Raw genomic sequence first — 23621 nt, 5'->3', positions numbered from 1 at the left:
TCGTCGCCGGCCCCGGGGCCGGCGCCGCGGACCGCCGCCGGACCGCCCGGGCCGCCACGCGGGCGGCCCGGGCAACCGGTCGGACCGGCGGTCAGGCGGCCACCAGCACCGAGGCCGCGGCCGGCTCCAGCGCCAGCTCCAGCACCTCCCGCACGTCCGCCACCGGGTGGACGGTGAGCCGCTCCAGCACCTCGGCCGGGACGTCGTCCAGATCGGCCTCGTTGCGCCTGGGGATGATCACCGTGGTGATCCCGGCCCGGTCGGCGGCGAGCAGCTTCTGCTTCACCCCGCCGATCGGCAGCACCCGCCCGGTCAGCGACACCTCGCCGGTCATCGCCACGTCGGTGCGCACCTTGCGGCCGGAGAGCAGCGAGGCCAGCGCGGTGGTCATGGTGATTCCGGCGCTCGGCCCGTCCTTGGGGATGGCCCCGGCCGGGATGTGCAGGTGCACGCCGCGGTCGCGCAGCGAGGTGACCGGCAGCTCCAGCTCGGCCCCGCGCGAGCGCAGGTAGGAGAGCGCGATGTGTGCGGACTCCTTCATCACGTCGCCCAGCTGCCCGGTGAGGGTCAGCCCGGTGCCGCCGGTCTCGGCGTCGGCCAGCGAGGCCTCGATGTAGAGGACGTCGCCGCCGGCGCCCGTCACCGCGAGGCCGGTGGCCACGCCGGGGACGGCGGTGCGGCGCTCGGCCGGCTCCTGGGCGGACTCCGGCACGTGGTGCGGGCGGCCGATCAGGGCGCGCAGGTCGTCCGCGCCGACCGCGGCGGGCAGCTCGCGCTCGCCCAGCTCGGCCTGTGCGGCGATCTTGCGCAGCACCCGGGCGATCGAGCGCTCCAGGGTGCGCACGCCCGCCTCCCGGGTGTACTCCCCGGCGAGCCTGCGCAGCGCCGACTCGTCCACGGTGACCTCTCCACCGGCCAGGCCGGCCTTCTCCAGCTGGCGCGGGAGCAGGTGGTCGCGGGCGATGACGACCTTCTCGTCCTCGGTGTAGCCGTCCAGCCGGACCAGCTCCATCCGGTCGAGCAGCGGCTCGGGGATGGCCTCCAGCACGTTGGCGGTGGCGAGGAAGACGACGTCGGAGAGGTCCAGCTCGACCTCCAGGTAGTGGTCCCGGAAGGTGTGGTTCTGCGCCGGGTCCAGCACCTCCAGCAGGGCGGCGGCCGGGTCCCCCCGGTAGTCGGAGCCGACCTTGTCGATCTCGTCCAGCAGGACGACCGGGTTCATCGAGCCGGCCTCCTTGACCGCCCGCACCAGCCGGCCGGGCAGCGCGCCGACGTAGGTGCGCCGGTGGCCGCGGATCTCCGCCTCGTCCCGGACGCCGCCGAGCGCGACCCGGACGAACTTCCGGCCCATGGCGCGGGCCACCGACTCGCCGAGCGAGGTCTTGCCGACGCCGGGCGGGCCGACCAGGGCCAGCACCGCGCCGCCCCGGCGGCCGCCGACCAGCCCGAGCCCCTGCTCGGCCCGGCGCTTGCGGACGGCCAGGTACTCGACTATCCGCTCCTTCACGTCGGCGAGCCCGGCGTGGTCGGCGTCCAGCACCGCGCTGGCGCCGGCGATGTCGTACTCGTCCTCGGTGCGCTCGTTCCAGGGCAGCTCCAGGACGGTGTCCAGCCAGGTGCGGATCCAGGAGCCCTCGGGCGACTGGTCGGAGGCGCGCTCCAGCTTGTCGACCTCCTTGAGCGCGGCCTCGCGCACCTTCTCGGGGAGGTCGGCGGCCTCGACCCGGGCGCGGTAGTCGCCCTCCTCGTCGGCCGCCTCGCCGTTCAGCTCGGCCAGCTCCTTGCGGACGGCCTCCAGCTGGCGGCGGAGCAGGAACTCCTTCTGCTGCTTGGCCACGCCCTCCTCGACGTCCTTGCGGATGGTGTCGTTGACCTCCTCCTCGGCGAGGTGGTCGCGCAGCAGGGTGAGCGCGTACTCCAGTCGGGCGACCTGGTCGGCCTCCAGCAGCACCTTGAGCTTCTGCTCGGCGGTGACGAAGGGCGCGTAGCCGATGTTGTCGGCGAGCTCGCCGACGCCCTCGATCTGCGCCACCCGGTCGACGATCTGCCAGGCGCCGCGCCTGCGCAGCCACTGGGTGGACAGCGCCTTGTACTCCTTGACCAGCTCGGCGGCCCGGCCGGCCACCGGGGTGCCCACCGAGGACTCCCGGAACGGCGTGGTCTCCACCCAGAGGGCGGCGCCGGGGCCGGTGGTACCGACCCCGATCCGGGCCCGGCGCACGGCGCGCACCAGCGCGGCCGGCTGCCCGATGGTGTGGGGGCCGTCGGCCAGCCGGCCGACCTGCTCGACGGTGGCCAGCGTGCCGGCCGCCGCGTACGAGCCGTCCACCCGCGGAACCAGCAGGACCTGCGGCTTGCCGGTGCCGGCGGCGGCCCGGGCGGCCTCGACCGCGGCGCGCACCTCGCTGTCCTTCAGGTCCAGCGGGACCACCATGCCCGGCAGGACGACCTCGTCGTCGAGCGGCAGCACGGGCAGGGTGAGCGGTGTGGACGACGATGCCATGATCTCTCCCTAGTCAGTGAACTTGAGTCGACCTGACTAAGGCCTGACGGCCGCCGGATGTTCCCGACGCTCAGTTCGCTGTGAGCGAACAGGAATCCGCCGGAAGGACGCCTCGACCGACCCCGTCAAAAGAGTCCTAACGGCACACCAAGCGCGCCTTAAAGATTCCTGAGCGAACCATCGCCGGACCGGGGACACCCCCGACCGGGCGAGGCCGTCAACGCGCCGTCCACACCCGCGCGGGCGCACCGCCGGAGGCCGTCACGGCAGCCGGACGCGGCCGGGGCGGGCGCCGCTCGGCCCGGCGCAGCCAGCGCCACAGGGCGACCCCGGCCAGCACCGCGGCCGGGTGCCCCACCCCGGTGACCACGTCCCTGTCGGTGGCGATCTGCTCGGCGATCATCAGCCCGGCGCCGCCCAGCGCGAGCAGCCGCCCGCGCCAGGAGAGCAGCCCGGCCACCGCGCCCAGGCAGGCGAGCACGCCGTAGCTGACCCCGATGTCCAGGTGGTCCATCACCTCGGGCGCCATCCGCCCGGTCTCCACCGCGGTGATCACCACCCCCTGGGAGAGCAGGGTCGCCGCGACGTGCCCGGCCGCGAACACCGCCGCCGCCCGGGCCGGACCGACCCTGCGCTCCAGCGGGGCGATGGTGAGGGCGAATCCCCACAGGTACGGCATCCACGCCTCGCCGGCCACCCAGAACCCGCTCAGCACAAGGGCGCGCAAAGGGTGCTGGAGCAGGTTGTGCCCGTCCGAGCTGGAGGCCTCCTGCAAGCGCTGGACGAGTTCCGGATCGGCGATCCTCGCGAAGGTCGTGGTGGCTCCCACGACGGCCAGGTACCCGAGCGTGAAGGGCGTCCTGCGGGGCGTCGGCACCCGTTCCAGCAGCCACTCCAGGACCCCGGTGCGCAGCCCGAGGCGGAGCATTCCGTACGGCGCCCCCGCGGTCCCGAACCCGTCGGCGCCCCGCCCGCGTCCCGCCATGCCGCCTCCGCTCCACGCCGCAGCCACCGGCTCCCCGCCAGGTGCCCAACGTACCGGCGCGCGCCGCGGATTCCGCCCGGTCGGGTGTTGTCGTGGCCACGGTACGTCGAGGTTCTGGGAGGCACCTGGGAAAAGCCCGTGAAGACCGTCGCCGTAGCGGACTGCCGGATTCCCCGGATTGGTCCAGACCTTCTCCCCGGCAGGGCCGCAGCAGGGCCTCTGACCGGCGACTTGGTGCGAACTGGACTGCATACGTACCGTTACGCAGTGAAAATTCGCCGGGTAAGGTATCGGCCCGTGCCCACTCGTGCAGTGGGTCCGAGGGCGGCCCGAAAGCCGGCCCACGGGCCGGAAACGTCCGGTCCACCTGCCGGAAAGCATCCGCTGTCCGTACGCTGCGAAGTGCGCGGGAGAAGTGGGCGGCCGACCATCCGTCCTCGGCTCCCGATCGCGCGACGGGACGGCGGACCCGGCACAGTCCACGACGGAACAAGACTACGAGCGGAGCCCGCCATCCCCACAGGTGGCCGGCCCGCAGCCCTGGGGGCGGTGGCGTGACCGTGACAGAAATTCAGCAGGACAACCACAACACCGGTGGCACTGTGAGCAGCCAGCGCAGAGTCCTGGTGGTGGAGGACGAGCCCACGATCGCCGAGTCGATCGCCGCCCGGCTGGGCGCCGAGGGCTTCAAGGTCGCCGTGGCCCACGACGGCCCCGGCGCGGTCGACGGCTTCCACACCTGGCAGCCGGACCTGGTGGTCCTCGACATCATGCTGCCCGGCTTCGACGGGCTGGAGGTGTGCCGCCGGATCCAGGCCCAGCGCCCGGTGCCGGTGCTGATGCTGACCGCCCGCGACGACGAGACGGACCTGCTGGTCGGCCTCGGCGTGGGCGCCGACGACTACATGACCAAGCCGTTCTCGATGCGCGAACTGGCCGCCCGCGTCAACGTCCTGCTGCGCCGCGTCGAGCGCGCCCAGCAGGCCGCCCGCACGCCCGCGCTGGGCAGCCTGCGGTTCGGCGAGCTGGAGATCGACCACGTGCAGCGCCGGGTCCGGCTGGCCTCGGGCGACGTCCACCTGACGCCGACCGAGTTCGACCTGCTCGCCTGCCTGGCCGCCCAGCCGCGCGCCGTGCTCACCCGCGAGCAGCTGCTGGCCGAGGTCTGGGACTGGACCGACGCCTCCGGCACCCGCACCGTGGACAGCCACGTCAAGGCGCTGCGCCGGAAGATCGGTGCCAGCTGGATCCGCACCGTCCACGGTGTCGGCTACGCGCTGGAAGCTCCGCTCTCCTAGGGCCCGGCTCCGCACGGGCGACGGGCCACCGGGGGGCCCGTGTCCGGGACGACGCCGTGCCACCACGCGGGGGGACAACGCGGGGACCACAGGGGACAATGACCTTTCCACAGCAACGCAACGGGGAATCCGACGGCGCGCGGCCGCAGAACCTGGCCACCCGTGCCGCCCGCCGGGTCTGGGCCGACATCCGGCCGCTCGACCCGGTCCGCTCGATCAAGGGCAAACTCGCCCTGCTCGTGATCGTCTCCGTTTTCCTGGCCACCGGGATGGTGGTCGTGGCGATCCGGTCCGAGACCCAGATCCGGATCATCATGGTCTTCTCCATGATCGCCTCGCTGCTCTTCATGCAGTTCCTCGCGCACGGGCTGACCGCCCCGCTGCGCGAGATGACGGCCGCCGCCCGCGCGATGGCCTCCGGCGACTACAGCCGCCGGGTCGAGGCGAACTCGCGCGACGAGATCGGCGAGCTGGCCGCCGCCTTCAACGCCATGGCCGCCGACCTCCAGGCCGCCGACCGGCACCGCCGCGAGCTGGTCGCCAACGTCTCGCACGAGCTGCGCACGCCGATCGCCGCGCTGCGCGCCGTGCTGGAGAACGTGGTGGACGGCGTGGTCCAGCCGAACCCGGCCACCCTGGGGGCGGCGCTGGAGCAGACCGAGCGGCTCGGCCGCCTGGTCACCCACCTGCTCGACCTCTCCAAGATCGACGACGGCGTGGTCGACCTGGACGCCCGCCCCTTCGAGGTGCGCGAGTTCCTGGACGGCGTGCTGCGCGGGGTCACCGTGGACGGCGCGACGGCCGGCGGCGCCTTCTCCCGGCGCGGGGACGTCCGACTGGCCCTGGAGGTCAGCCCGACCGGCCTGACCGGCGTGGCGGACCCGGAACGGCTCCACCAGGTGGTCGCCAACCTGGTCGACAACGCCTGCAAGCACTCCCCGCCCGGCGGCACCGTGACGGTGCGGGCGAGACCGGAGGGCGCGGACGGCGGCCTGCTGCTGGAGGTCGAGGACGAGGGCCCCGGCATCCCGCCGGCCGACCGCACCCGGGTCTTCGAGCGGTTCAGCCGCAGCGGCACCGCGACCGCCGCCGGGCCGGGCGCGGACGGCGGCACCGGGCTGGGCCTGGCCATCGCCCGCTGGGCGGTGGACCTGCACGGCGGACGGATCGCGGTGGCCGAGTCCCCGCGCGGCTGCCGGATCGAGGTCCGGCTGCCCGGGCGGCGCCAGGGCGACGGTCAGGACATTTGTCACAGATCCGACACAACGGCCTACGAAGATCGCTAGAGGATTCGGCTGATCTTTTGTCCGGTTTGATCCCGGTATGGACCCTGTTCGGCGTCGATCGGTTCCCCTCAGATACGGCTTTCTAACGCACTTTTTCAGCCAAAGTGCAGGTCAGCACTGTGATCTGGGCGACGCCTGGGCCCCGGGGACTGCGCGATCACTGGTCAGGGGCGTAGCCTTAATCCCCGCTGTCCAAACATCCCAAAAGGAAGCGGAAGAGGGCGGTTGCCGCCGTGTCGCCACAGTCCCCTGAAACCCCCAACAGCTCGGCAAGTTCCACTGGCTTCGGCCCCAATGAGTGGCTCGTCGACGAGATCTACCAGCAGTACCTCCAGGACCCGAACTCGGTCGACCGAGCCTGGTGGGACTTTTTCGCCGACTACAAGCCCGGTACCGAGGTGACCCCAGTGACCCAGGCCGCGACCCAGGCCGGCCCCGCGCCGACCCCTGCCGCTGCCCCCGCGCCCGCCGCTGCCGCTCCGGCCGCGTCCGCCGCCGCCCCGGCCGCTCCGGCCCCGGCCCCGGCTGCCGCTCCGGCTCCGCTCGCCGCCGCGCCCGCCGCGCCTCCGGCCCCCAAGGCCGCCGCCCCGGCGCCGGCCGCGCCCGCCGCCGCCGGCCCCGAGCTGGTCCAGCTGCGCGGCCCGGCGAAGGCCGTCGCCACCAACATGGACGCCTCCCTGGAGGTGCCGACCGCGACCTCGGTCCGCGCCGTGCCGGCGAAGCTGTTGATCGACAACCGCATCGTCATCAACAACCACCTGCAGCGCGCCCGCGGTGGCAAGGTCTCCTTCACCCACCTGATCGGCTACGCCCTGGTCCAGGCCATCAAGGCCGCCCCGGGCATGAACTACAGCTACAAGGTGGAGGACGGCAAGGCCTTCCTGGTCAAGCCGGAGCACGTCAACCTCGGCCTGGCCATCGACCTGGTCAAGCCGAACGGCGACCGCCAGCTGGTCGTCGCGGCCATCAAGAAGGCCGAGACGCTCGACTTCTTCGGCTTCTGGCAGGCCTACGAGGACATCGTCCGCCGGGCCCGCGCCAACAAGCTGACCATGGACGACTTCACCGGCGTCACGGTCTCGCTGACCAACCCCGGCGGCATCGGCACCGTGCACTCCGTGCCGCGCCTGATGCAGAACCAGGGCACCATCGTCGGCGTCGGCGCCATGGAGTACCCGGCCGAGTTCCAGGGCTCCGCCCCGGAGACCCTGTCCCGCCTGGGCGTCTCCAAGATCATGACGCTGACCTCGACCTACGACCACCGCGTCATCCAGGGCGCGGCGTCCGGCGAGTTCCTGCGCGAGATCCACCGCCTGCTGCTCGGCGAGAACGGCTTCTACGACGAGATCTTCGAGTCGCTGCGGATCCCGTACGAGCCGGTCCGCTGGGCCACCGACGTCGCCACCACCCACGACGACGAGGTCAACAAGACCGCGCGCGTCATGGAGCTGATCCACTCCTACCGGGTCCGCGGTCACCTGATGGCCGACACCGACCCGCTGGAGTACAAGCAGCGCAAGCACCCCGACCTGGACGTCACCACCCACGGCCTCACCCTGTGGGACCTGGAGCGCGAGTTCGCGGTCGGCGGCTTCGGCGGCCAGAAGATGATGAAGCTCCGCGACATCCTCGGCCTGCTGCGCAACACGTACTGCCGCACCGTCGGCATCGAGTACATGCACATCCAGGACCCGAAGCAGCGCAAGTGGCTGCAGGAGCGCCTGGAGAAGCCGTACTCGAAGCCCGAGCGCGAGGAGCAGCTGCGGATCCTGCGCCGGCTGAACTCGGCCGAGGCGTTCGAGACCTTCCTGCAGACCAAGTACGTCGGGCAGAAGCGCTTCTCGCTGGAGGGCGGTGAGTCGCTGATCGCGCTGCTGGACGCGACCATCGACGCCGCCGCCGAGCACCGCATCGACGAGGCCGTCATCGGCATGGCCCACCGCGGCCGCCTGAACGTGCTGGCCAACATCGTCGGCAAGCCGTACGGCAAGATCTTCGGCGAGTTCGAGGGCAACCTCGACCCGAAGTCGATGCACGGCTCCGGCGACGTCAAGTACCACCTGGGCGCCGAGGGCACCTTCACCGGCCTGGACGGCGAGACCATCAAGGTCTCGCTCGCCGCGAACCCCTCCCACCTGGAGGCCGTGGACCCGGTCGTCGAGGGCATCGCCCGCGCCAAGCAGGACATCCTGGACCAGGGCGGCACCACCTTCCCGGTGCTGCCGATCCAGATCCACGGCGACGCGGCCTTCGCCGGCCAGGGCGTCGTCGCGGAGACCCTGAACATGTCGCAGCTGCGCGGCTACCGCACCGGCGGCACCGTGCACGTCGTGGTGAACAACCAGGTCGGCTTCACCGCCGCCCCGGCGTCCTCGCGCTCCTCGATGTACTGCACCGACGTGGCCCGCATGATCGAGGCCCCGATCTTCCACGTGAACGGCGACGACCCGGAGGCCGTGGTCCGCGTCGCGCGGCTCGCCTTCGAGTTCCGCCAGGAGTTCCACAAGGACGTGGTGATCGACCTCATCTGCTACCGCCGCCGCGGTCACAACGAGGCCGACAACCCGTCGTTCACCCAGCCGCTGATGTACGACCTGATCGACAAGAAGCGCTCGGTGCGCAAGCTGTACACCGAGGGCCTGATCGGTCGCGGCGACATCACCATGGAAGAGGCGGAGCAGGCGCTCCAGGACTTCCAGGGCCAGCTGGAGAAGGTCTTCGCCGAGGTCCGCGACGCGGCCCAGACGCAGACCGTCGGCACCAACGGCAAGCCGGTCGCCGACTTCCCGGTCAACATCCAGACCGGCATCTCCCAGGAGATGGTCAAGCGGATCGCCGCCTCCCAGGTCAACCTGCCGGACTGGCTGACCGTCCACCCGCGCCTGCTGCCGCAGCTGCAGCGCCGCGCCGCCTCCGTCGAGGACAACACCATCGACTGGGCGATGGGCGAGACCCTCGCCATCGGCTCGCTGCTCATGGAGGGCCACCCGGTCCGCCTGGCCGGCCAGGACAGCCGCCGCGGCACCTTCGGCCAGCGGCACGCCGTCCTGATCGACCGCAAGACCGGCGAGGACTACACCCCGCTGCAGTACCTGACCGAGGACCAGGCCCGCTACACCGTCTACGACAGCCTGCTGTCGGAGTACGCGGCCATGGGCTTCGAGTACGGCTACTCGCTGACCCGCCCGAACGCGCTGGTCATGTGGGAGGCGCAGTTCGGCGACTTCGTCAACGGCGCGCAGACCATGGTGGACGAGTACATCGCCTCCGCCGAGCAGAAGTGGGGCCAGCACTCCGGCGTCACCCTGCTGCTGCCGCACGGCTACGAGGGCCAGGGCCCGGACCACTCGTCCGCCCGCCCGGAGCGCTTCCTCCAGCTGTGCGCGCAGAACAACATGACGGTCGCCATGCCGACCCTGCCGTCGAACTACTTCCACCTGCTGCGCTGGCAGGCGCACAACCCGCACCACAAGCCGCTGGTCGTCTTCACCCCGAAGTCGATGCTGCGTCTGAAGGCCGCGGCGAGTGCGACCGAGGAGTTCCTGTCCGGCTCGTTCCGCCCGGTCATCGGCGACACCACCGTCGACCCGGCGCAGGTCCGCAAGGTGGTCATCACCGCCGGCAAGTTCTACTACGACCTGGACTCGGCCCGCACCGAGCGCGGCGTCACCGACACCGCGATCGTCCGGGTCGAGCGGCTCTACCCGCTGCCGGTGGCCGAGCTCCAGGAGGAGCTGGCCCGCTACGGCGACGACGTCCAGTTCGTCTGGGCGCAGGAGGAGCCGGCCAACCAGGGCGCCTGGCCGTTCATCGCGATGAACCTGGTCGACCACCTCCAGGTCGTCATCGGCCGCAGCGGCGGCGACGCCCGTCTGCGCCGGGTCGCCCGCACGGCGGCGTCGTCCCCGGCGGTCGGCTCGGCCAAGCGGCACGCCGCCGAGCAGCAGGCCCTGGTCGAGGAGGTCTTCGCGCTCTGACGCGCCGAAGGCCCACCGCCCGCAACGCCCGCGGCCCCGTCCTCCCCCACCGGGAGGGCGGGGCCGCGGGCGTTTCGCGCTCCACGGCGCTGCCATGCCAAGGTCGCAGCTCTGCAACCAAACCGGAACCGCTGTGCGCGAGGCCCTGACGGGTCGATAGGTTATGCCTCGCCGCCCGGCAGCCCGGCGCCCGTCGACGCGCCCGGCCGCCACGGCCGTACCACCTCACCGCACTCCCAGGGGGATCACCACATGACCGCCGACACGCCTAGGGACGCCGGCAAGCTCCCACCGGTCTTCCAGCCGCTCCTCCCGGACGACCCCCGGGAGGTCGGCGGCTACCGGCTGTTCGCCCGGCTGGGCGCCGGCGGCATGGGCCGGGTCTACCTCTCCTACACCCCGGGCGGGCGCCCGGTCGCGCTCAAGGTGGTGCGCCCGGAGTTCGCCGAGGACGGCGAGTTCCGCCGGCGCTTCGCCCAGGAGGTCAGCAACGCCCAGCGCATCCACGGGCTCTACACCGCGCAGGTGATCGACTCCGGCGGCCTGGACAGCGACGCCCCCTGGCTGGTCACCGCGTACGTCCCCGGCCCGTCCCTGCAGCAGGTGGTGCGCGAGAACGGCGCGCTGCCGGTGCGCACCGTGCTGCTGCTGATGGGAGGCATCGCCGAGGCCCTCCAGGCCATCCACAGCGTCGAGGTGGTCCACCGCGACCTCAAGCCCGCCAACGTGCTGGTCGCCGGGGACGGCCCGCGGGTGATCGACTTCGGCATCGCCCGGGCCGCCGACGCCACCGCGCTGACCGGCACCGGCTACCGGATCGGCTCCCCCGCCTTCATGTCCCCCGAGCAGGCCCAGGGCCGCCCGGTCTCCCCGGCCACCGACGTCTTCGCGCTCGGCGCCCTGGCCGCGTACGTGGCCGGCGGCACCGCGCCGTTCGGCGACGGCCCGGACACCGCGGTGCTCTACCGGGTGGTGCACGAGGAGGCGGACCTCACGGCCGTCCCGGCGGACCTGCGCGAGCTGATCCAGCGCTGCCTGGCCAAGTCGCCGGAGGACCGGCCCACGCCCGCCGAGATCATCCGGATCGCCCGCAACCACCCGGAGGTCGACGGCCAGCTGCGGTTCGGCGACGACTGGCTGCCGCGCGAGGTCAACACCGAGATCACCCGGCGCTCCGACCTGCCCAGGACGCCGCCCACCCCGCTGCCGGCCGCGCCGGCCACCCCGCCGACCCCGCTGCCCGCGATGCCGGCCACTCCCCCGCCGCCGACCGGCGCGCCGACCCACCCGACCCATCCGACTCACCCGACCCATCCGACCCACCCGGCCACCGCGGTGCAGCCGCCGGCGCCGCCGCTCGGCTTCACCCCGCCGCCGGTGGGCTCGTACGGCGCCCCGCAGCCGCCCACCGAGTCGCCGACCGCGCCGGTGCTGCCCGCCCCGCCGACCGTCCGGGTCCAGCCGGAGCCGCCGTCCTACGACACCCCGCCGCCCGGCCCGGTGGTGACCGCCGACCCGGCGCCCGCGCCGGAGCCCAAGCGCAAGGGCGGGGTGTCCTGGAAGGTCCTGCTCACCGTCGCCCTGGTGATGGCGGTCGGCGGCACCGCGGGCGGCGTGGTGCTGATGAAGAAGCTGGACGACGGCGACAAGAAGGGGCACTCCTCCGCGCAGAACAACGCCGCGACCGGCGGCCCGGCGGCCCCGACGCCCACCCCGACCCAGACCCCGGCCGGTCCCACCGCCTCCGCCACCTCGGGCTCGGTGTCGGCCTCCACCCCGAAGCCCGGCCAGAGCACCGTCTCGGCCCCGGCCCGGCCGACCGGCTACTCCCCGATGCTGGACAAGAAGTCGCTGGCGATCCCCAGCGCCGAGTACTCCTCCGACGCCTACCGGATCGACCTGGACTCGGGCACCGTGGTGCCCCGCTCCACCGACCTCAAGTGGGGCTTCGGGGTCACCAACAACAGCAGCGGCAGCAAGGCCAACGCCTTCTCCAGCTACGGCGACAACAAGTCGGACTTCGCGGTGATCACCGAGCCGTCCGTCACCGCCGAGCAGTGCACCGCCGCGATCGACTCCCGGCCGGACACCGACCTCTCGTACAACCGGGTCGCGCCCGGCCGCCTGCTGTGCGTCCGCGACCGGGTCACCCGCAACATCGCCGTCCTGGTGATCGAGCAGGCCGACCCGACCACCGGGGCCGCCAAGGTCACCGTCAGCACCTGGCGGGCCAGCTGACCGGACTATCCTGACCAGGTCAATCCCCATCGGACCGGAGCGAACCGTGTACTTCACCGACCGAGGCATCGAGGAGCTGGAGAACCGGCGCGGCGAGGAGGAGGTCACCCTGGGGTGGCTGGCCGAGCAGCTGCGCACGTTCGTCGACCTCAACCCGGACTTCGAGGTCCCGGTCGAGCGGCTGGCCACCTGGCTGGCGCGGCTCGACGACGAGGACGACGAGTGACCCGGTGACGGCCGTCGCGAGGCCCGGGAGGCAACCGCCTCCCGGGCCTCGCGCGTGTCCGGGCACGGGATCCCGCCCAGCCCCGTAGGGGACACCTCGGGGACGGATCGGGGTCGGGATCGGGGGCCGGCACGCTTGACTCTGCCAGCACGCGATATATCGTCTTCAGAAGAGAACGCGATACATCGCGATCGGCGAGGGAGGCGGCAGAGATGAGCCAGTGGACGGTCGAGGGCACCGAGAGGATCACCTTCGACGAGCCGGTGCGCGCGCTGCACGTGCGGACCATCGAGGGCACCGTGAACGTGGTGGCGGCCGAGGGCCCGGCCCGCCTGGAGGTCACCGAACTGGTCGGCGAGCCCCTGCACGTGACGCTGGTGGACGGCGTCCTGACGGTCACCTACAAGGACATCAACAGCTGGGGCGAGTTCGGCGACCGGCTGAAGTCGGTCGGCTCGGTGAAGGACCTCTTCGGCTCCTTCAAGCGCAAGCGGATCGCCGGCGTGACGGTCACCGTCCCGGCCGCGGTCGAGGTCAAGGTCGGCACCGTGTCCGCCGACGCCACCGTCAGCGGGGTCGACGGGCACGTCTCGGTGCAGAGCGCCAACGGCGACACCACCCTCGCCGGGGTGACCGGCCGGATCGAGGCGAGCACCGTCACCGGCGACGTGGACGCCCAGGCCGTCGGCGGCCGGCTGAAGGTCAACACCGTCTCCGGGCAGCTCACCGTGATCGCCGGCACCGCCGACCGGATCCAGGCCAACACCGTCACCGGCGCCGTCACCCTGGACCTCGACGTGGCCGGCGAGACCGACGTCAAGGTCAACACCGTCAGCGGCGCGGTCGTGGTCCGGATCCCGTCCCTGGCCGACGCCACCGTCGAGGCCGGCTCCACCAGCGGCGACGTCTCCAGCACCTTCGAGGAGCTGCAGATGAGCAGCACCTGGGGCGCCAAGAAGATCTCCGGCCGGCTCGGCGAGGGCCGCGGCAGCCTCAACGTCACCACCGTCTCCGGCGCGGTCACCGTGCTGCGCCGCCCCGACTCGGAGGAGGAGGGCCCGGTGGTGGTCAAGGAGCTCCCGGCCGGTCCCGGCACGCCGAACCTCAGCAAGGAGGCCTGAGATGACCCCCGTGTTCGGCCACGGCCGGCTCCGCCTGTACCTGCTGAAGCTGCTGGACGAGGCGCCGCGGCACGGCTACGAGGTGATCCGGCTGCTGGAGGAGCGGTTCCAGGGCCTGTACGCCCCCTCGGCCGGGACGGTCTACCCCCGGCTGGCCAAGCTGGAGCAGGAGGGCCTGGTCACCCACAGCACCGAGGGCGGCCGCAAGGTGTACCGGCTGACCGACGCCGGGCGCGCCGAACTCGAAGCCCGGCAGGGCGAGTTGGACGAGCTGGAGGTGGAGATCCACGACTCCGTGGCGCAGCTCGCCGGGGCGATCCGCGAGGACGTCCGGGACAGCGCCAAGGACCTGCGCGAGGAGCTGTGGCAGGCCGCCCGGCAGGCGCCCCGGCCGGAGCGCGCCGAGGGCGGCGACCCGTGGGCCGGGCCCTGGGGGGACAACGAGTCCTGGCAGCGCGCCAAGGAGGAGTTCGCCCAGTTCAAGCAGCAGGCCAAGGAGCAGGCCAAGCGCGCCCGGGAGCAGGAGAAGGCCGCCAAGGCCAAGGCGAAGGCCGCCGAGGCGGAGGCCCGCCGGCTGCGCGAGCAGGCCAAGGCCTCCCGCACCGCCGCCCAGCAGGAGGCGCTGCGGATCAAGCGCCGGGTCGAGCAGCAGGTGCGCGAGCACGCCGCGAAGGGCGACTGGCCGACCGGGCTGGCCGAGGGCCTGTCCGAGCTGACCAAGGGCCTGGCCGGGCTGGCCGACGCGGCCCGCTGGGGCCACGGCGCGCAGGAGCCGCCCGCCGGGAACGCCGAGCGGGTCACCGTGACCCGGATCGACCTGGACGAGGACGCGACCGGCACCCCGGCCGACCTGCCGTCCTGGGCCCGCACCGACCCGGCCGGGGACCCATCCCGCGAGCTGGAGCGGCTGCTCGACCGCTTCCGCGACCAGGTCCGCGACGCGGCCCGGGACGGCGGGGTGAGCGCGGACAAGCTGGCCGAGTCCCGCGCGGTGCTGGGCGCCGCGGGCGAGCGGCTGAAGCGGCTGCTCGGCTGAACCGGCGGTCCGGCGGGTGACGGCCCGGCGCCCCCGTGGGGGAGGCGCCGGGCCGCCGCGCGTGCGGCCGCGTCGGGGCGTCAGCTCGCCGGGACGTCAGCGCGCCGCGGTGCCGGGGTGCCGGGGCGTCAGGGCTGGAGGACGATCTTGCCGAAGACGTCGCCCTTGGCGAGCCGGGCGAAGCCGTCCCGCGCCTCGGCCAGCGGCAGCACCGAGTCGATCACCGGCCGGACGCCGGTGTTGGCGCAGAACGCGAGCAGCCCGGCCAGCTCCTCCTTGGTGCCCATGGTCGAGCCGACCACCTTCAGCTCCAGGAAGAAGATCCGGTTCAGCTCGACGGAGCTCGGGTTGGCGCCGGAGGTGGCCCCGGAGATGACGATGGTGCCGCCCGGGCGCAGCGACTTCACCGAGTGCGACCAGGTCGCGGCGCCGACCGTCTCCAGCACCGCGTCCACCCGCTCCGGCAGCCGGGCACCGCTCTCGAAGGCCGCGTCGGCGCCGAGCTCCACCGCCCGGGCGCGCTTGGCCTCGTCCCGTCCGGTGACCCAGACCCGCAGGCCGGCCGCCTTGCCGAGGACGATCAGCGCCGTCGCCACCCCGCCGCCCGCGCCCTGCACCAGGACGGTGTCACCGGGCTTGACCCCGGCGTTGGTGAACAGCATCCGGTAGGCCGTCAGCCAGGCGGTGGGCAGGCAGGCGGCCTGCTCGAAGCTCAGTTCGGCGGGCTTGGGGAGCAGGTTCCAGGTGGGCACCGCGACCCGCTGGGCGAAGGTGCCCTGGTAGCGCTCGGTCAGGATGGACCGCGGCTCGTCCGGGCCGACCCCGTGGCCGCTCTGGCCGATCACCGAGTGCAGCACCACCTCGTTGCCGTGCTCGTCGACCCCGGCGGCGTCGCAGCCGAGGATCATCGGCAGCTTCTCGGCGGGCAGGCCGACCCCGCGCAGCGACCAGAGGTCGTGGTGGTTGAGGCTGGCGGCCCGGACCGTGACCACGCTCCACCCGGGACGGGCCTGCGGCTCGGGGAGGTCGCCCAGCTCCAGCCCGCTCAGCGGGTCGGCGGCGTCGATACGTGCGGCGTAGGCAGCGAACATGCCCCGGACGATAGCCGCGACGGCCGGAACCGGGAACCACGCCAAGGTGTGACGCGTGTCCCGGCCGCGGGTCCCCGCTCGCCGCGACCCGCTGCCGAGCGTCGTCGCCGGCGCTCGGGGGAGCCGGGGGGGGCGCGGGGGAGCGGCCGCGTGGTCGGCGCGCTCCCCCGTCGGACCGTCAGATCCGCGCCACGCCCTCGGCCCGGGCGGCCTCGGCGACGGCCTTGGTGACCGCCGGCGCGACCCGCTCGTCGAACGGCGAAGGGATGACCTTCTGCGGCGTCAGCTCGTCGGCCACGACGCCGGCCAGCGCCTTGGCGGCGGCCAGCTTCATGCCCTCGGTGATCCGGGAGGCGCGGACCTGCAGGGCGCCCGCGAAGATGCCCGGGAAGGCCAGCACGTTGTTGATCTGGTTCGGGAAGTCGCTGCGGCCGGTGGCGACCACGGCGGCGTACTTGTGCGCGACCTCGGGGTGGATCTCCGGGTTGGGGTTGGCCATCGCGAAGACGAACGCGCCCTCGGCCATGGTCGCGACGACCTCCTCCGGCACGGTGCCGCCGGAGACGCCGATGAACACGTCGGCGCCGGCCAGCGCGTCGGCCAGCGAGCCCTTGAGGCCGGTGCGGTTGGTCTGCCCGGCGATCTCGGCCTTGACGTCGGTGAGGTCGCCGCGGCCCTCGTGCACCACGCCCTTGCGGTCGCAGACGGCCACGTCGCCGATGCCGGCCGCGACCAGCATCTTGGCGATGGCGATGCCGGCCGCGCCGGCGCCGGAGATGACGGCCCGCAGCGAGCCGATCTCACGGCCGGTCACCTTGGCGGCGTTCCACAGGGCGGCGGTGGTGACGATCGCGGTGCCGTGCTGGTCGTCGTGGAAGACCGGGATGTCCAGGGCCTCCTGGAGCCGGCGCTCGATCTCGAAGCAGCGCGGCGCGGAGATGTCCTCCAGGTTGACCCCGCCGAAGGAGGGCGCCAGCCGGACCACGGTCTCGACGATCTCGTCGACCCCGGTGCAGGCGAGCGCGATCGGCACCGCGTCCACGCCGCCGAACTGCTTGAACAGGATGGCCTTGCCCTCCATGACGGGCAGCGAGGCCTGCGGGCCGATGTCGCCGAGGCCCAGCACGGCGGTGCCGTCGGTGACGACCGCGACGGTGTTGGACTTCCAGGTGTAGTCGTTGACCAGCTCCGGCTGCTCGGCGATGGCCGTGCAGACCCGGGCGACACCGGGGGTGTAGGCGAGGGACAGGTCGTCCGCGTCGCGCACCGGGACGGTCGCCCGGATCTCCATCTTGCCGCCGCGGTGCAGCGCGAAAACCGCGTCGACCGGATCGTCGGTGTCCTGGGTGCTGCTGATGATCTCCGCTGCCACGATGACCTCTTCGTCATTGATCTGGCGAGGACGCGCGGCCGACGGACAGGGCGACCCGGCCGGAAACCGGAAACCGGGTACGCCGAAGCGGACCCGGGGTCAGGGTCGGGGCGCTGCCGTCGGGCGGCGCCCTCGGATGAGGGTTTTATGGGGTCTTGTGTTGTCCGCGTTGTGCTTCGGGGCCGAGCGTAGGTGGGACAAAGGCATCGCACCTATGCCTTTTCGTCCTCGTCACGTACGGTTCATCGCCGCGCTGTCGGGTCACAGGGCCCGGCGTCGGAAGCACCGGGCTCCGGCGACGGCAACGGCGTGAGCGCACGCGCACCCACAGGAGTGAACGCAGATCGAAGGGGAATCGGTGCCCCGGATACGGAGCCGCGTGAGGACTTCCGTTCCCGAGCACCCCGAGCCTGTCGGGGCTCGTCGGTCTGGTTCGAGCGTTCGGGGGTCACCCGGTGACGAATTCTGACACACCCGCCGCCGGGCCCGGCAGGCCGGGATGGCAGGATCGCTTGTCCGCCATGCCGCGTACACCCGCGCGACACCATGGCGGCCGCACGCCCGTCCCACAGGAGTCGCCCTCATGCCTCACGTCCGCCACGCCCGTCGCCCGATCCCGGCCGGCGCCGCCCTGGCCACCGCCGGAGCCCTGCTGCTGACCGGCTGCGGCGGCGGGCAGGCCGCCTCGGACGACCCGGTCAAGGACCTCCGCGACAAGCTGCCGAAGGCCCAGCGGTCGGCCGGCGCGCTGCGGATCGGCATGGACGTCAACTACGCCCCGGTGGAGTTCCGCGGCCCGGACGGCAAGCCGACCGGCCTGGACCCGGACCTCGCCGCCGCCCTGGGCCGGATCCTCGACGTGCGGGTCGAGTTCGTCGACACCCCCTTCGACAAGCTGATACCGAACCTCCAGGCCAAGCAGTACGACGTGGCGATGTCCGCGCTCAGCGACACCCGCCAGCGCCGGGACGCCCTGGACGAGGCCGGCAAGAAGACCGGCCCGGGCGTGGACTTCGTGGACTACTTCATCGCCGGCACCTCGATCGTCGTCCCGAAGGGCAACCCGAAGGGGATCAAGACCCTGGACGACCTCTGCGGCAAGACCGTCGCGCTCCAGCAGGGCACCACCCAGGACGAGGTCGTCACCCGCCAGGTGGCCGTCTGCACCCGGGCCGGCCGCCCGCTGACCCCCCACAAGCTGGACTCCGACGCCAAGGCGCTGGCCGAGGTCGCCTCCGGCGCGGCCGCGGCCGGGCTGAACGACTTCCCGGTGGCCGCCTACGCGGCGAAGACCACCGACGGCGGCGCCCGCTTCGAGGTGACCGGCGGGCAGTCCACCTCCAACCCGTACGGGATCGCCCTGCGCAAGGACGACGAGCAGCTGCGCGACGCGCTGGCCAAGGCGATCGACCAGCTGATCCGCAGCGGCGAGTACGACAAGATCCTGGCCAAGTGGAACGTCAACGCCGGCGCAGCGCAGAACGCGGTGGTCAACGGGGGCATCTGAGCGGCGGGGCGGCGGGCCTCCGGGACCGGCACAGAGGGATCTGCATACTTATGCGCAGAGTGACAGGGGCACGGGATAAGTCCGAATAGCGGACAGCGCGACCCCTCGTTATCCGATTTTGATCTGGATGAGGGCCATCTGACCGTCATCAGATGGCAGGATTCCCCCCATCTCGGATCGAGCCGGCCACAGGTCGAGGTCGTTCGGTCAACGTCCACCTCGGCGGAGGGTGGCGGAAGCAGTACCTCGTAGAACCCCGGGCGGCTCACCCCCGCGCCCGGGCCACTGCACGACCCGGCCTGCACGTACGACGACGTACGGCGACACGCACCCGTACCGAGCCGCGCGGCTCGCCGTTCCGGTGCGCCGCTCCCGCGGCGCGCTCCGCCCGACCTCTCTCCCCCAGGATGGAGATCCCCCTCATGACCACCCGTACGCAGCGCAACCGGCTCTTCGCAGCCGGTGTGGTCGCCGCCTCCGTCTCCCTCGTGCTGGCCGGCTGCAGCAGCAGCAAGAGCGAGAGCGGTGCCCCCAACGCCTCCGCCACCGTCAACGAGGTCAAGGCCGACCCCAAGCTGGCCGCGCTCGTCCCGGACGACGTCAAGGCGGCCGGCAAGCTCGTGGTCGGCGCGGACGCCTCCTACGCGCCGGACGAGTTCAAGGACGACAGCGGCAAGGTCATCGGCATGGACGTCGACCTGGCCAACGCCATCGCCGCCAAGCTCGGGCTGAAGGCCGAGGTCCAGGACTCCGGCTTCACCGCGATCATCCCCGGCATCCAGTCGAACAAGTTCCAGCTCGGCATGTCGTCCTTCACGGACAACAAGGAGCGCGAGCAGATCGTCGACATGGTCACCTACTTCAACTCCGGCAGCGCCGTCGCGGTGAAGAAGGGCAACCCGGAGAAGATCGACCCGAAGGACCTCTGCGGCAAGAAGGTCGCCGTCCAGACCGGCACCACCCAGGCCGACGAGATCAAGGACACCCGCGACCCGGACTGCGCCAAGGCCGGCAAGCCGGGCGTCCAGAACGGGGGCGACAAGTTCGACCTCCAGACGGACGTCACCAACGCCGTGGTCTCCGGGCGCGACCAGGCCCTGATGGCCGACTCCCAGGTCGTCGACTACGCGATCAAGCAGTCCGGCGGCCAGCTGGAGAAGGTCGGCGAGACCTACGGCACCGCCCCCTACGGGGTCGCCCTGGCCAAGGGCTCCAAGCTCACCCCGGCCGTCCAGGGCGCCGTCCAGTCGCTGATCGACGACGGCACCTACAAGCAGATCCTCACCAAGTGGGGTGTCGAGGCCGGCGCCATCGAAAAGTCGGCCGTCAACGGCGCCGTCAGCTGACCCTCGTACGCTTCATCTTCTCCCCCGAGGCCACACCGTGAACTCTTTGGACAAGGGGACGGCGCAGAAGGGGCGGCCTGAGACCATCAAGGCCGTCCCCGTCCGCCACCCCGGACGCTGGGCGGGCGCCGTCGTCATCGCCCTGCTCGCGGCGATGCTGCTGAGCGCCCTCTTCACCAACCCCGCCTTCAAGTGGGACATCGTCGGGAAGTACCTGTTCCACGACAGCATCATGCACGGCCTGCTGGTGACGCTGGAACTGACCGTGCTCGCCATGCTCATGGGTGTGGTCGGCGGCATCGTCCTCGCGGTGATGCGCCTGTCCCCGAACCCGCTGCTGGCCGGCGTCGCGTGGGTCTACATCTGGATCTTCCGCGGCACCCCGGTGCTGGTGCAGCTGGTGTTCTGGAACTTCCTCGGCCTGATCTGGGCCAAGCTGTCGATCGGCGTCCCGTGGGGGCCGGAGTTCTGGTCCGAGCAGACCAACGTGCTGATCCCGACCTTCGTCGCCGCGCTGCTGGGCCTCGGCCTCAACGAGGCCGCCTACATGGCGGAGATCGTCCGCGGCGGCATCCAGTCGGTGGACGAGGGCCAGAGCGAGGCCTCGCACGCGCTCGGCATGAGCCGGTTCCAGACCATGCGCCGGATCGTCCTGCCGCAGGCCATGCGGGTGATCATCCCGCCGACCGGCAACGAGACCATCTCGATGCTCAAGACCACCTCGCTGGTCTCCGTGATCTCCCTGGAGGAGATCTTCCGGGCCGGCCAGGTCATCTACTCCCGGAACTACCAGAACATCCCGCTGCTCATCGTGGTGAGCCTCTGGTACCTGTTCTTCACCTCGGTGCTGACCATCGGCCAGTACTACATCGAGCGCCACTACGCCCGAGGCTCCAACCGCACCCTCCCGCCCACCCCGCTGCAGCGGCTGCGGGGCCTGTTCGCCGGGAAGCCCGCCCCCAGGACGAACGCCGACGTCGTCCCGGGGCTCGAGGGAGGTGGTCACGCATGACCGATCTGACCAAGTCCCCCGCCGGCGCCACGGCGGCCGCCGAGCCCATGGTGCGCGCCGAGAACGTGCACAAGTCCTACGGCCTGGTCGAGGTGCTCAAGGGCATCGACCTGGAGGTCAAGCAGGGCGAGGTGTTCTGCCTGATCGGCCCCTCGGGCTCCGGCAAGTCGACCTTCCTGCGGTGCATCAACCACCTGGAGAAGATCAACGGCGGCCGCCTCTGGGTGGACGGCGAGCTGGTCGGCTACCGCCAGAAGGGCGACCGGCTGCACGAGCTCAAGGACCGCGAGGTCGCCCTCAAGCGGCGCGACATCGGCATGGTCTTCCAGCGCTTCAACCTGTTCCCGCACATGACCGCCATCGAGAACGTCATGGAGGCGCCGGTCCAGGTCAAGGGCGAGAGCAAGGCCGAGGCCCGCGAGCGCGGCATGGCCCTGCTGCAGCGGGTCGGCCTCGCCGACAAGGCGAAGAACTACCCCTCGCAGCTCTCCGGCGGCCAGCAGCAGCGCGTGGCGATCGCCCGCGCGCTGGCCATGAAGCCCAAGCTGATGCTCTTCGACGAGCCCACCTCGGCGCTCGACCCTGAGCTGGTCGGCGACGTCCTCGACGTCATGCGCGGCCTCGCCGAGGAGGGCATGACCATGGTGGTCGTCACCCACGAGATGGGCTTCGCCCGCGAGGTCGGCGACGCGCTGGTGTTCATGGACGGCGGTGTGGTGGTCGAGTCCGGCAACCCCCGCGAGGTGCTCACCGACCCCCGGCACGAGCGCACCAGGGCCTTCCTGTCCAAGGTGCTCTGAAGCCCGTACCACCGGCGCCCGGCAGACCCGTCCTGCCGGGCGCCGTCCCTTTCCCCGCCCGGGTAATAGGCTGGAATCGCCACCGGGTAATAGGCTGGAGGCAGTCAGCCCGTTACCGAATTCTGGAAGGACCCCTGTGGAGCTCGCCGCCTACGCCGACCTCGCCGTCCGGCTGGTGAACACCGAGGAGCCCGAGCGCGGCACCGACGCGCTGACCTCCGTGGAGGCGGTGCGCGCCCTGTTCTCCGACTCCTCGCGGGCCGCCGCCCTCGCCGACGAGTCCGACCTGCCCCGGCTGCGGGCGGTGCGGACCCGGCTGCGCGGGGTCTTCGAGGCCGCCGCCGACGGCGACGAGATCCGCGGCGTCGACCTGCTGAACAGCCTGCTCATGGAGTACCCGGTCAGCCCGCTGATCTCCGGGCACGACTACCTGGACGACGCCGGACGGCCGCGCTGGCACCTGCACCTGGCCGACAACTCGCCGACCGCCACCGCGCACTTCAGCGCGGTCGCCTGCATGGGCCTGGCCGTCCACCTGACCGAGCTGGGCGCCGACCGGCTCGGCATCTGCCAGGCCGCGCCCTGCCGCAACGCCTACCTGGACACCTCGACCAACCGCTCCCGCCGCTACTGCTCGGACCGCTGCGCGACCCGCGCCAACGTGGCCGCCTACCGGGCCCGCAAGCGCCAGGAGGCGGAGGCGGCGGCCCGCGAGTAGGTCCTAGACCCCGTCCACCCAGGCGCCCAGCCGGCGGGCCAGGCCCGGCACCCGGGCCAGCCGCGGGGTGAGCAGCAGCCGCTCCAGCCGGCGCCCCGGCGCCAGCCAGGCCGGGCTCGGCCGCAGCCGCAGCAGCACCCGGCCGAGCACCAGTTCGTCCGGGACGGCGCCGTAGCTGCGGCTGTCGCTGTCCACCGGACGGTTGTCGGAGAGCAGCCACCAGCCCTTGGACCGGCGCTCGGCGGCCCGTTTCACCACCAGCAGGTCCTGCTGGAAGGGGTGCCGGAAGAGCACCACCGCCCCCGGCCGGATCGGCGCGCCGTAGCGGACCAGCAGCTGGTCGCCCTCGCGCAGGGTCGGGACCATCGACGGCCCGGCCACGTCGACCAGTCCGAACGGCAGCGCGCCGCCCCGGCCCCGTCCGTCGGCTCCGGCGCCCTCCGGTCGCGTGCTCCGCGCCACGACTCCTCCTCCCGCTCCGCCCGCCCCCAGTCTGCCGTACGGACCGTCACCGGCCCGATGTCCGGATTACCCCGGTTCCGGGTCCGTCTTTTGCCCTAGGCCCGCCGCCCGACCGCGAAACCGCGAGGACGGCGGGGTAATCTCGGGCGCGGGAAGACGATCTAAGGAAGGACTCCCATGTTCTCTCGTCTGTTTGCACCGCGCGCCACCGCCCACGCCCACTGCGACCTGCCCTGCGGCGTGTACGACCCGGCGCAGGCCAAGCTCGAGGCCGAGTCGGTCAAGGCCACCCAGGAGAAGTACCAGGCCAACGAGGACCCGCACTTCCGCGCCCGCGCCATCATCATCAAGGAGCAGCGCGCCGAGGCCGTCAAGCACCACATCTCGGTGCTGTGGAGCGACTACTTCAAGGCCCCGCACTTCGAGAAGTACCCGCAGCTGCACCAGCTGATCAACGACACCCTGAAGGCCGCCTCGGCCGCCAAGGCGTCCACCGACCCGGCCACCGGCCAGGCCCTGCTGGACCTGATCGCCGAGGTCGACAAGATCTTCTGGGAGACCAAGCAGGCCTGAGCCTGACGCGTCGCCACCCGACCGCCCCCGTCCGCGCAGCCGGACGGGGGCGGTCGCGCGTTCACCGCCC

18 protein-coding genes are annotated in these 23621 nt (G+C 72.3%); 13 read left to right on the top strand and 5 right to left on the bottom strand.

All coding sequences use genetic code 11. The features are described 5' to 3' along the window. Positions 1 to 91 precede the first annotated feature (91 nt). Both lon and ACFY0X_RS07575 read right to left on the bottom strand, forming a co-directional pair. Entirely contained in the window at positions 92 to 2503 is a 2412-nt protein-coding gene (gene lon / locus ACFY0X_RS07580) for an endopeptidase La (protein WP_387750199.1), read from the bottom strand. Positions 2504 to 2720: 217 nt separating this feature from the next. Beyond that, positions 2721 to 3488, bottom strand: a complete 768-nt coding sequence (locus ACFY0X_RS07575) for a rhomboid-like protein (RefSeq protein ID WP_387750196.1) — start codon at positions 3486 to 3488, stop codon at positions 2721 to 2723. A gap of 560 nt (positions 3489 to 4048) precedes the next feature. Here ACFY0X_RS07575 and ACFY0X_RS07570 point away from each other — a divergent pair. The 7 genes from ACFY0X_RS07570 (at position 4049) to ACFY0X_RS07540 (ending at position 14670) form a co-directional block, all read left to right on the top strand. After that, positions 4049 to 4786 carry a response regulator transcription factor gene (locus tag ACFY0X_RS07570; protein ID WP_030057574.1) on the top strand — a complete coding sequence of 246 codons (738 nt, stop codon included), beginning with the start codon at positions 4049 to 4051 and terminating at the stop codon, positions 4784 to 4786. A 98-nt stretch (positions 4787 to 4884) separates the two neighbouring features. Then, positions 4885 to 6072 (top strand): sensor histidine kinase, encoded by a 1188-nt coding sequence (locus tag ACFY0X_RS07565; RefSeq protein WP_387750194.1) that lies wholly within the window; start codon positions 4885 to 4887, stop codon positions 6070 to 6072. Positions 6073 to 6305: 233 nt separating this feature from the next. After that, the gene (locus ACFY0X_RS07560; protein WP_387750192.1) at positions 6306 to 10049 is read left to right on the top strand and encodes a multifunctional oxoglutarate decarboxylase/oxoglutarate dehydrogenase thiamine pyrophosphate-binding subunit/dihydrolipoyllysine-residue succinyltransferase subunit; all 3744 of its coding nucleotides are present in this window, start codon (positions 6306 to 6308) and stop codon (positions 10047 to 10049) included. Between the two features lie 252 nt (positions 10050 to 10301). Beyond that, entirely contained in the window at positions 10302 to 12287 is a 1986-nt protein-coding gene (locus ACFY0X_RS07555; protein ID WP_387750190.1) for a protein kinase, read from the top strand. 46 nt (positions 12288 to 12333) lie between these two features. Further along, positions 12334 to 12513 (top strand): DUF6104 family protein, encoded by a 180-nt coding sequence (locus ACFY0X_RS07550; RefSeq protein ID WP_049649445.1) that lies wholly within the window; start codon positions 12334 to 12336, stop codon positions 12511 to 12513. Positions 12514 to 12725: 212 nt separating this feature from the next. After that, a complete protein-coding gene (locus ACFY0X_RS07545; RefSeq protein ID WP_387750188.1) occupies positions 12726 to 13634 on the top strand; it encodes a DUF4097 domain-containing protein in 909 nt (302 codons plus the stop codon). A 1-nt stretch (position 13635) separates the two neighbouring features. Then, positions 13636 to 14670: a helix-turn-helix transcriptional regulator gene (locus ACFY0X_RS07540; RefSeq protein ID WP_387750186.1), complete on the top strand. Its 1035-nt coding sequence runs from the start codon at positions 13636 to 13638 to the stop codon at positions 14668 to 14670. A 128-nt stretch (positions 14671 to 14798) separates the two neighbouring features. Here ACFY0X_RS07540 and ACFY0X_RS07535 read toward each other — a convergent pair whose 3' ends face one another. Both ACFY0X_RS07535 and ACFY0X_RS07530 read right to left on the bottom strand, forming a co-directional pair. Further along, on the bottom strand, positions 14799 to 15761 hold the full coding sequence (locus ACFY0X_RS07535; protein ID WP_387750183.1) for a zinc-binding dehydrogenase: 963 nt from the start codon (positions 15759 to 15761) through the stop codon (positions 14799 to 14801). Between the two features lie 178 nt (positions 15762 to 15939). Further along, positions 15940 to 17133: an NADP-dependent malic enzyme gene (locus tag ACFY0X_RS07530; protein WP_387750181.1), complete on the bottom strand. Its 1194-nt coding sequence runs from the start codon at positions 17131 to 17133 to the stop codon at positions 15940 to 15942. 583 nt (positions 17134 to 17716) lie between these two features. Between ACFY0X_RS07530 and ACFY0X_RS07525 the strand changes: the two genes are divergently transcribed. The 5 genes from ACFY0X_RS07525 to ACFY0X_RS07505 all read left to right on the top strand — a co-directional run bounded on the left by ACFY0X_RS07525 (position 17717) and on the right by ACFY0X_RS07505 (position 22516). Beyond that, positions 17717 to 18640: an ABC transporter substrate-binding protein gene (locus ACFY0X_RS07525; RefSeq protein WP_387750179.1), complete on the top strand. Its 924-nt coding sequence runs from the start codon at positions 17717 to 17719 to the stop codon at positions 18638 to 18640. 422 nt (positions 18641 to 19062) lie between these two features. Further along, on the top strand, positions 19063 to 19986 hold the full coding sequence (locus ACFY0X_RS07520) for an ABC transporter substrate-binding protein (RefSeq protein ID WP_387750177.1): 924 nt from the start codon (positions 19063 to 19065) through the stop codon (positions 19984 to 19986). Positions 19987 to 20023: 37 nt separating this feature from the next. Next, entirely contained in the window at positions 20024 to 20998 is a 975-nt protein-coding gene (locus ACFY0X_RS07515; RefSeq protein WP_387750174.1) for an amino acid ABC transporter permease, read from the top strand. Beyond that, positions 20995 to 21798 (top strand): amino acid ABC transporter ATP-binding protein, encoded by an 804-nt coding sequence (locus tag ACFY0X_RS07510; protein ID WP_387750171.1) that lies wholly within the window; start codon positions 20995 to 20997, stop codon positions 21796 to 21798. The genes ACFY0X_RS07515 and ACFY0X_RS07510 overlap by 4 nt, the downstream gene beginning before the upstream one ends. A gap of 136 nt (positions 21799 to 21934) precedes the next feature. Next, complete coding sequence (locus ACFY0X_RS07505; protein ID WP_387750169.1) at positions 21935 to 22516, top strand: CGNR zinc finger domain-containing protein; 582 nt, start codon at positions 21935 to 21937, stop codon at positions 22514 to 22516. A gap of 3 nt (positions 22517 to 22519) precedes the next feature. On the opposite strand, the gene sodX is transcribed toward ACFY0X_RS07505, so the two are convergent. Continuing rightward, on the bottom strand, positions 22520 to 22882 hold the full coding sequence (gene sodX / locus ACFY0X_RS07500; protein ID WP_387750598.1) for a nickel-type superoxide dismutase maturation protease: 363 nt from the start codon (positions 22880 to 22882) through the stop codon (positions 22520 to 22522). A 273-nt stretch (positions 22883 to 23155) separates the two neighbouring features. Here sodX and sodN point away from each other — a divergent pair, with 273 nt between their 5' ends. Beyond that, the gene (gene sodN, locus ACFY0X_RS07495; protein ID WP_045699892.1) at positions 23156 to 23551 is read left to right on the top strand and encodes a superoxide dismutase, Ni; all 396 of its coding nucleotides are present in this window, start codon (positions 23156 to 23158) and stop codon (positions 23549 to 23551) included. Positions 23552 to 23621: the final 70 nt, after the last annotated feature.

Source organism: Kitasatospora sp. NPDC001547 (assembly GCF_042894165.1).
Classification (GTDB): domain Bacteria; phylum Actinomycetota; class Actinomycetes; order Streptomycetales; family Streptomycetaceae; genus Kitasatospora.
This window is presented reverse-complemented; position numbering and strand designations above follow the sequence as displayed.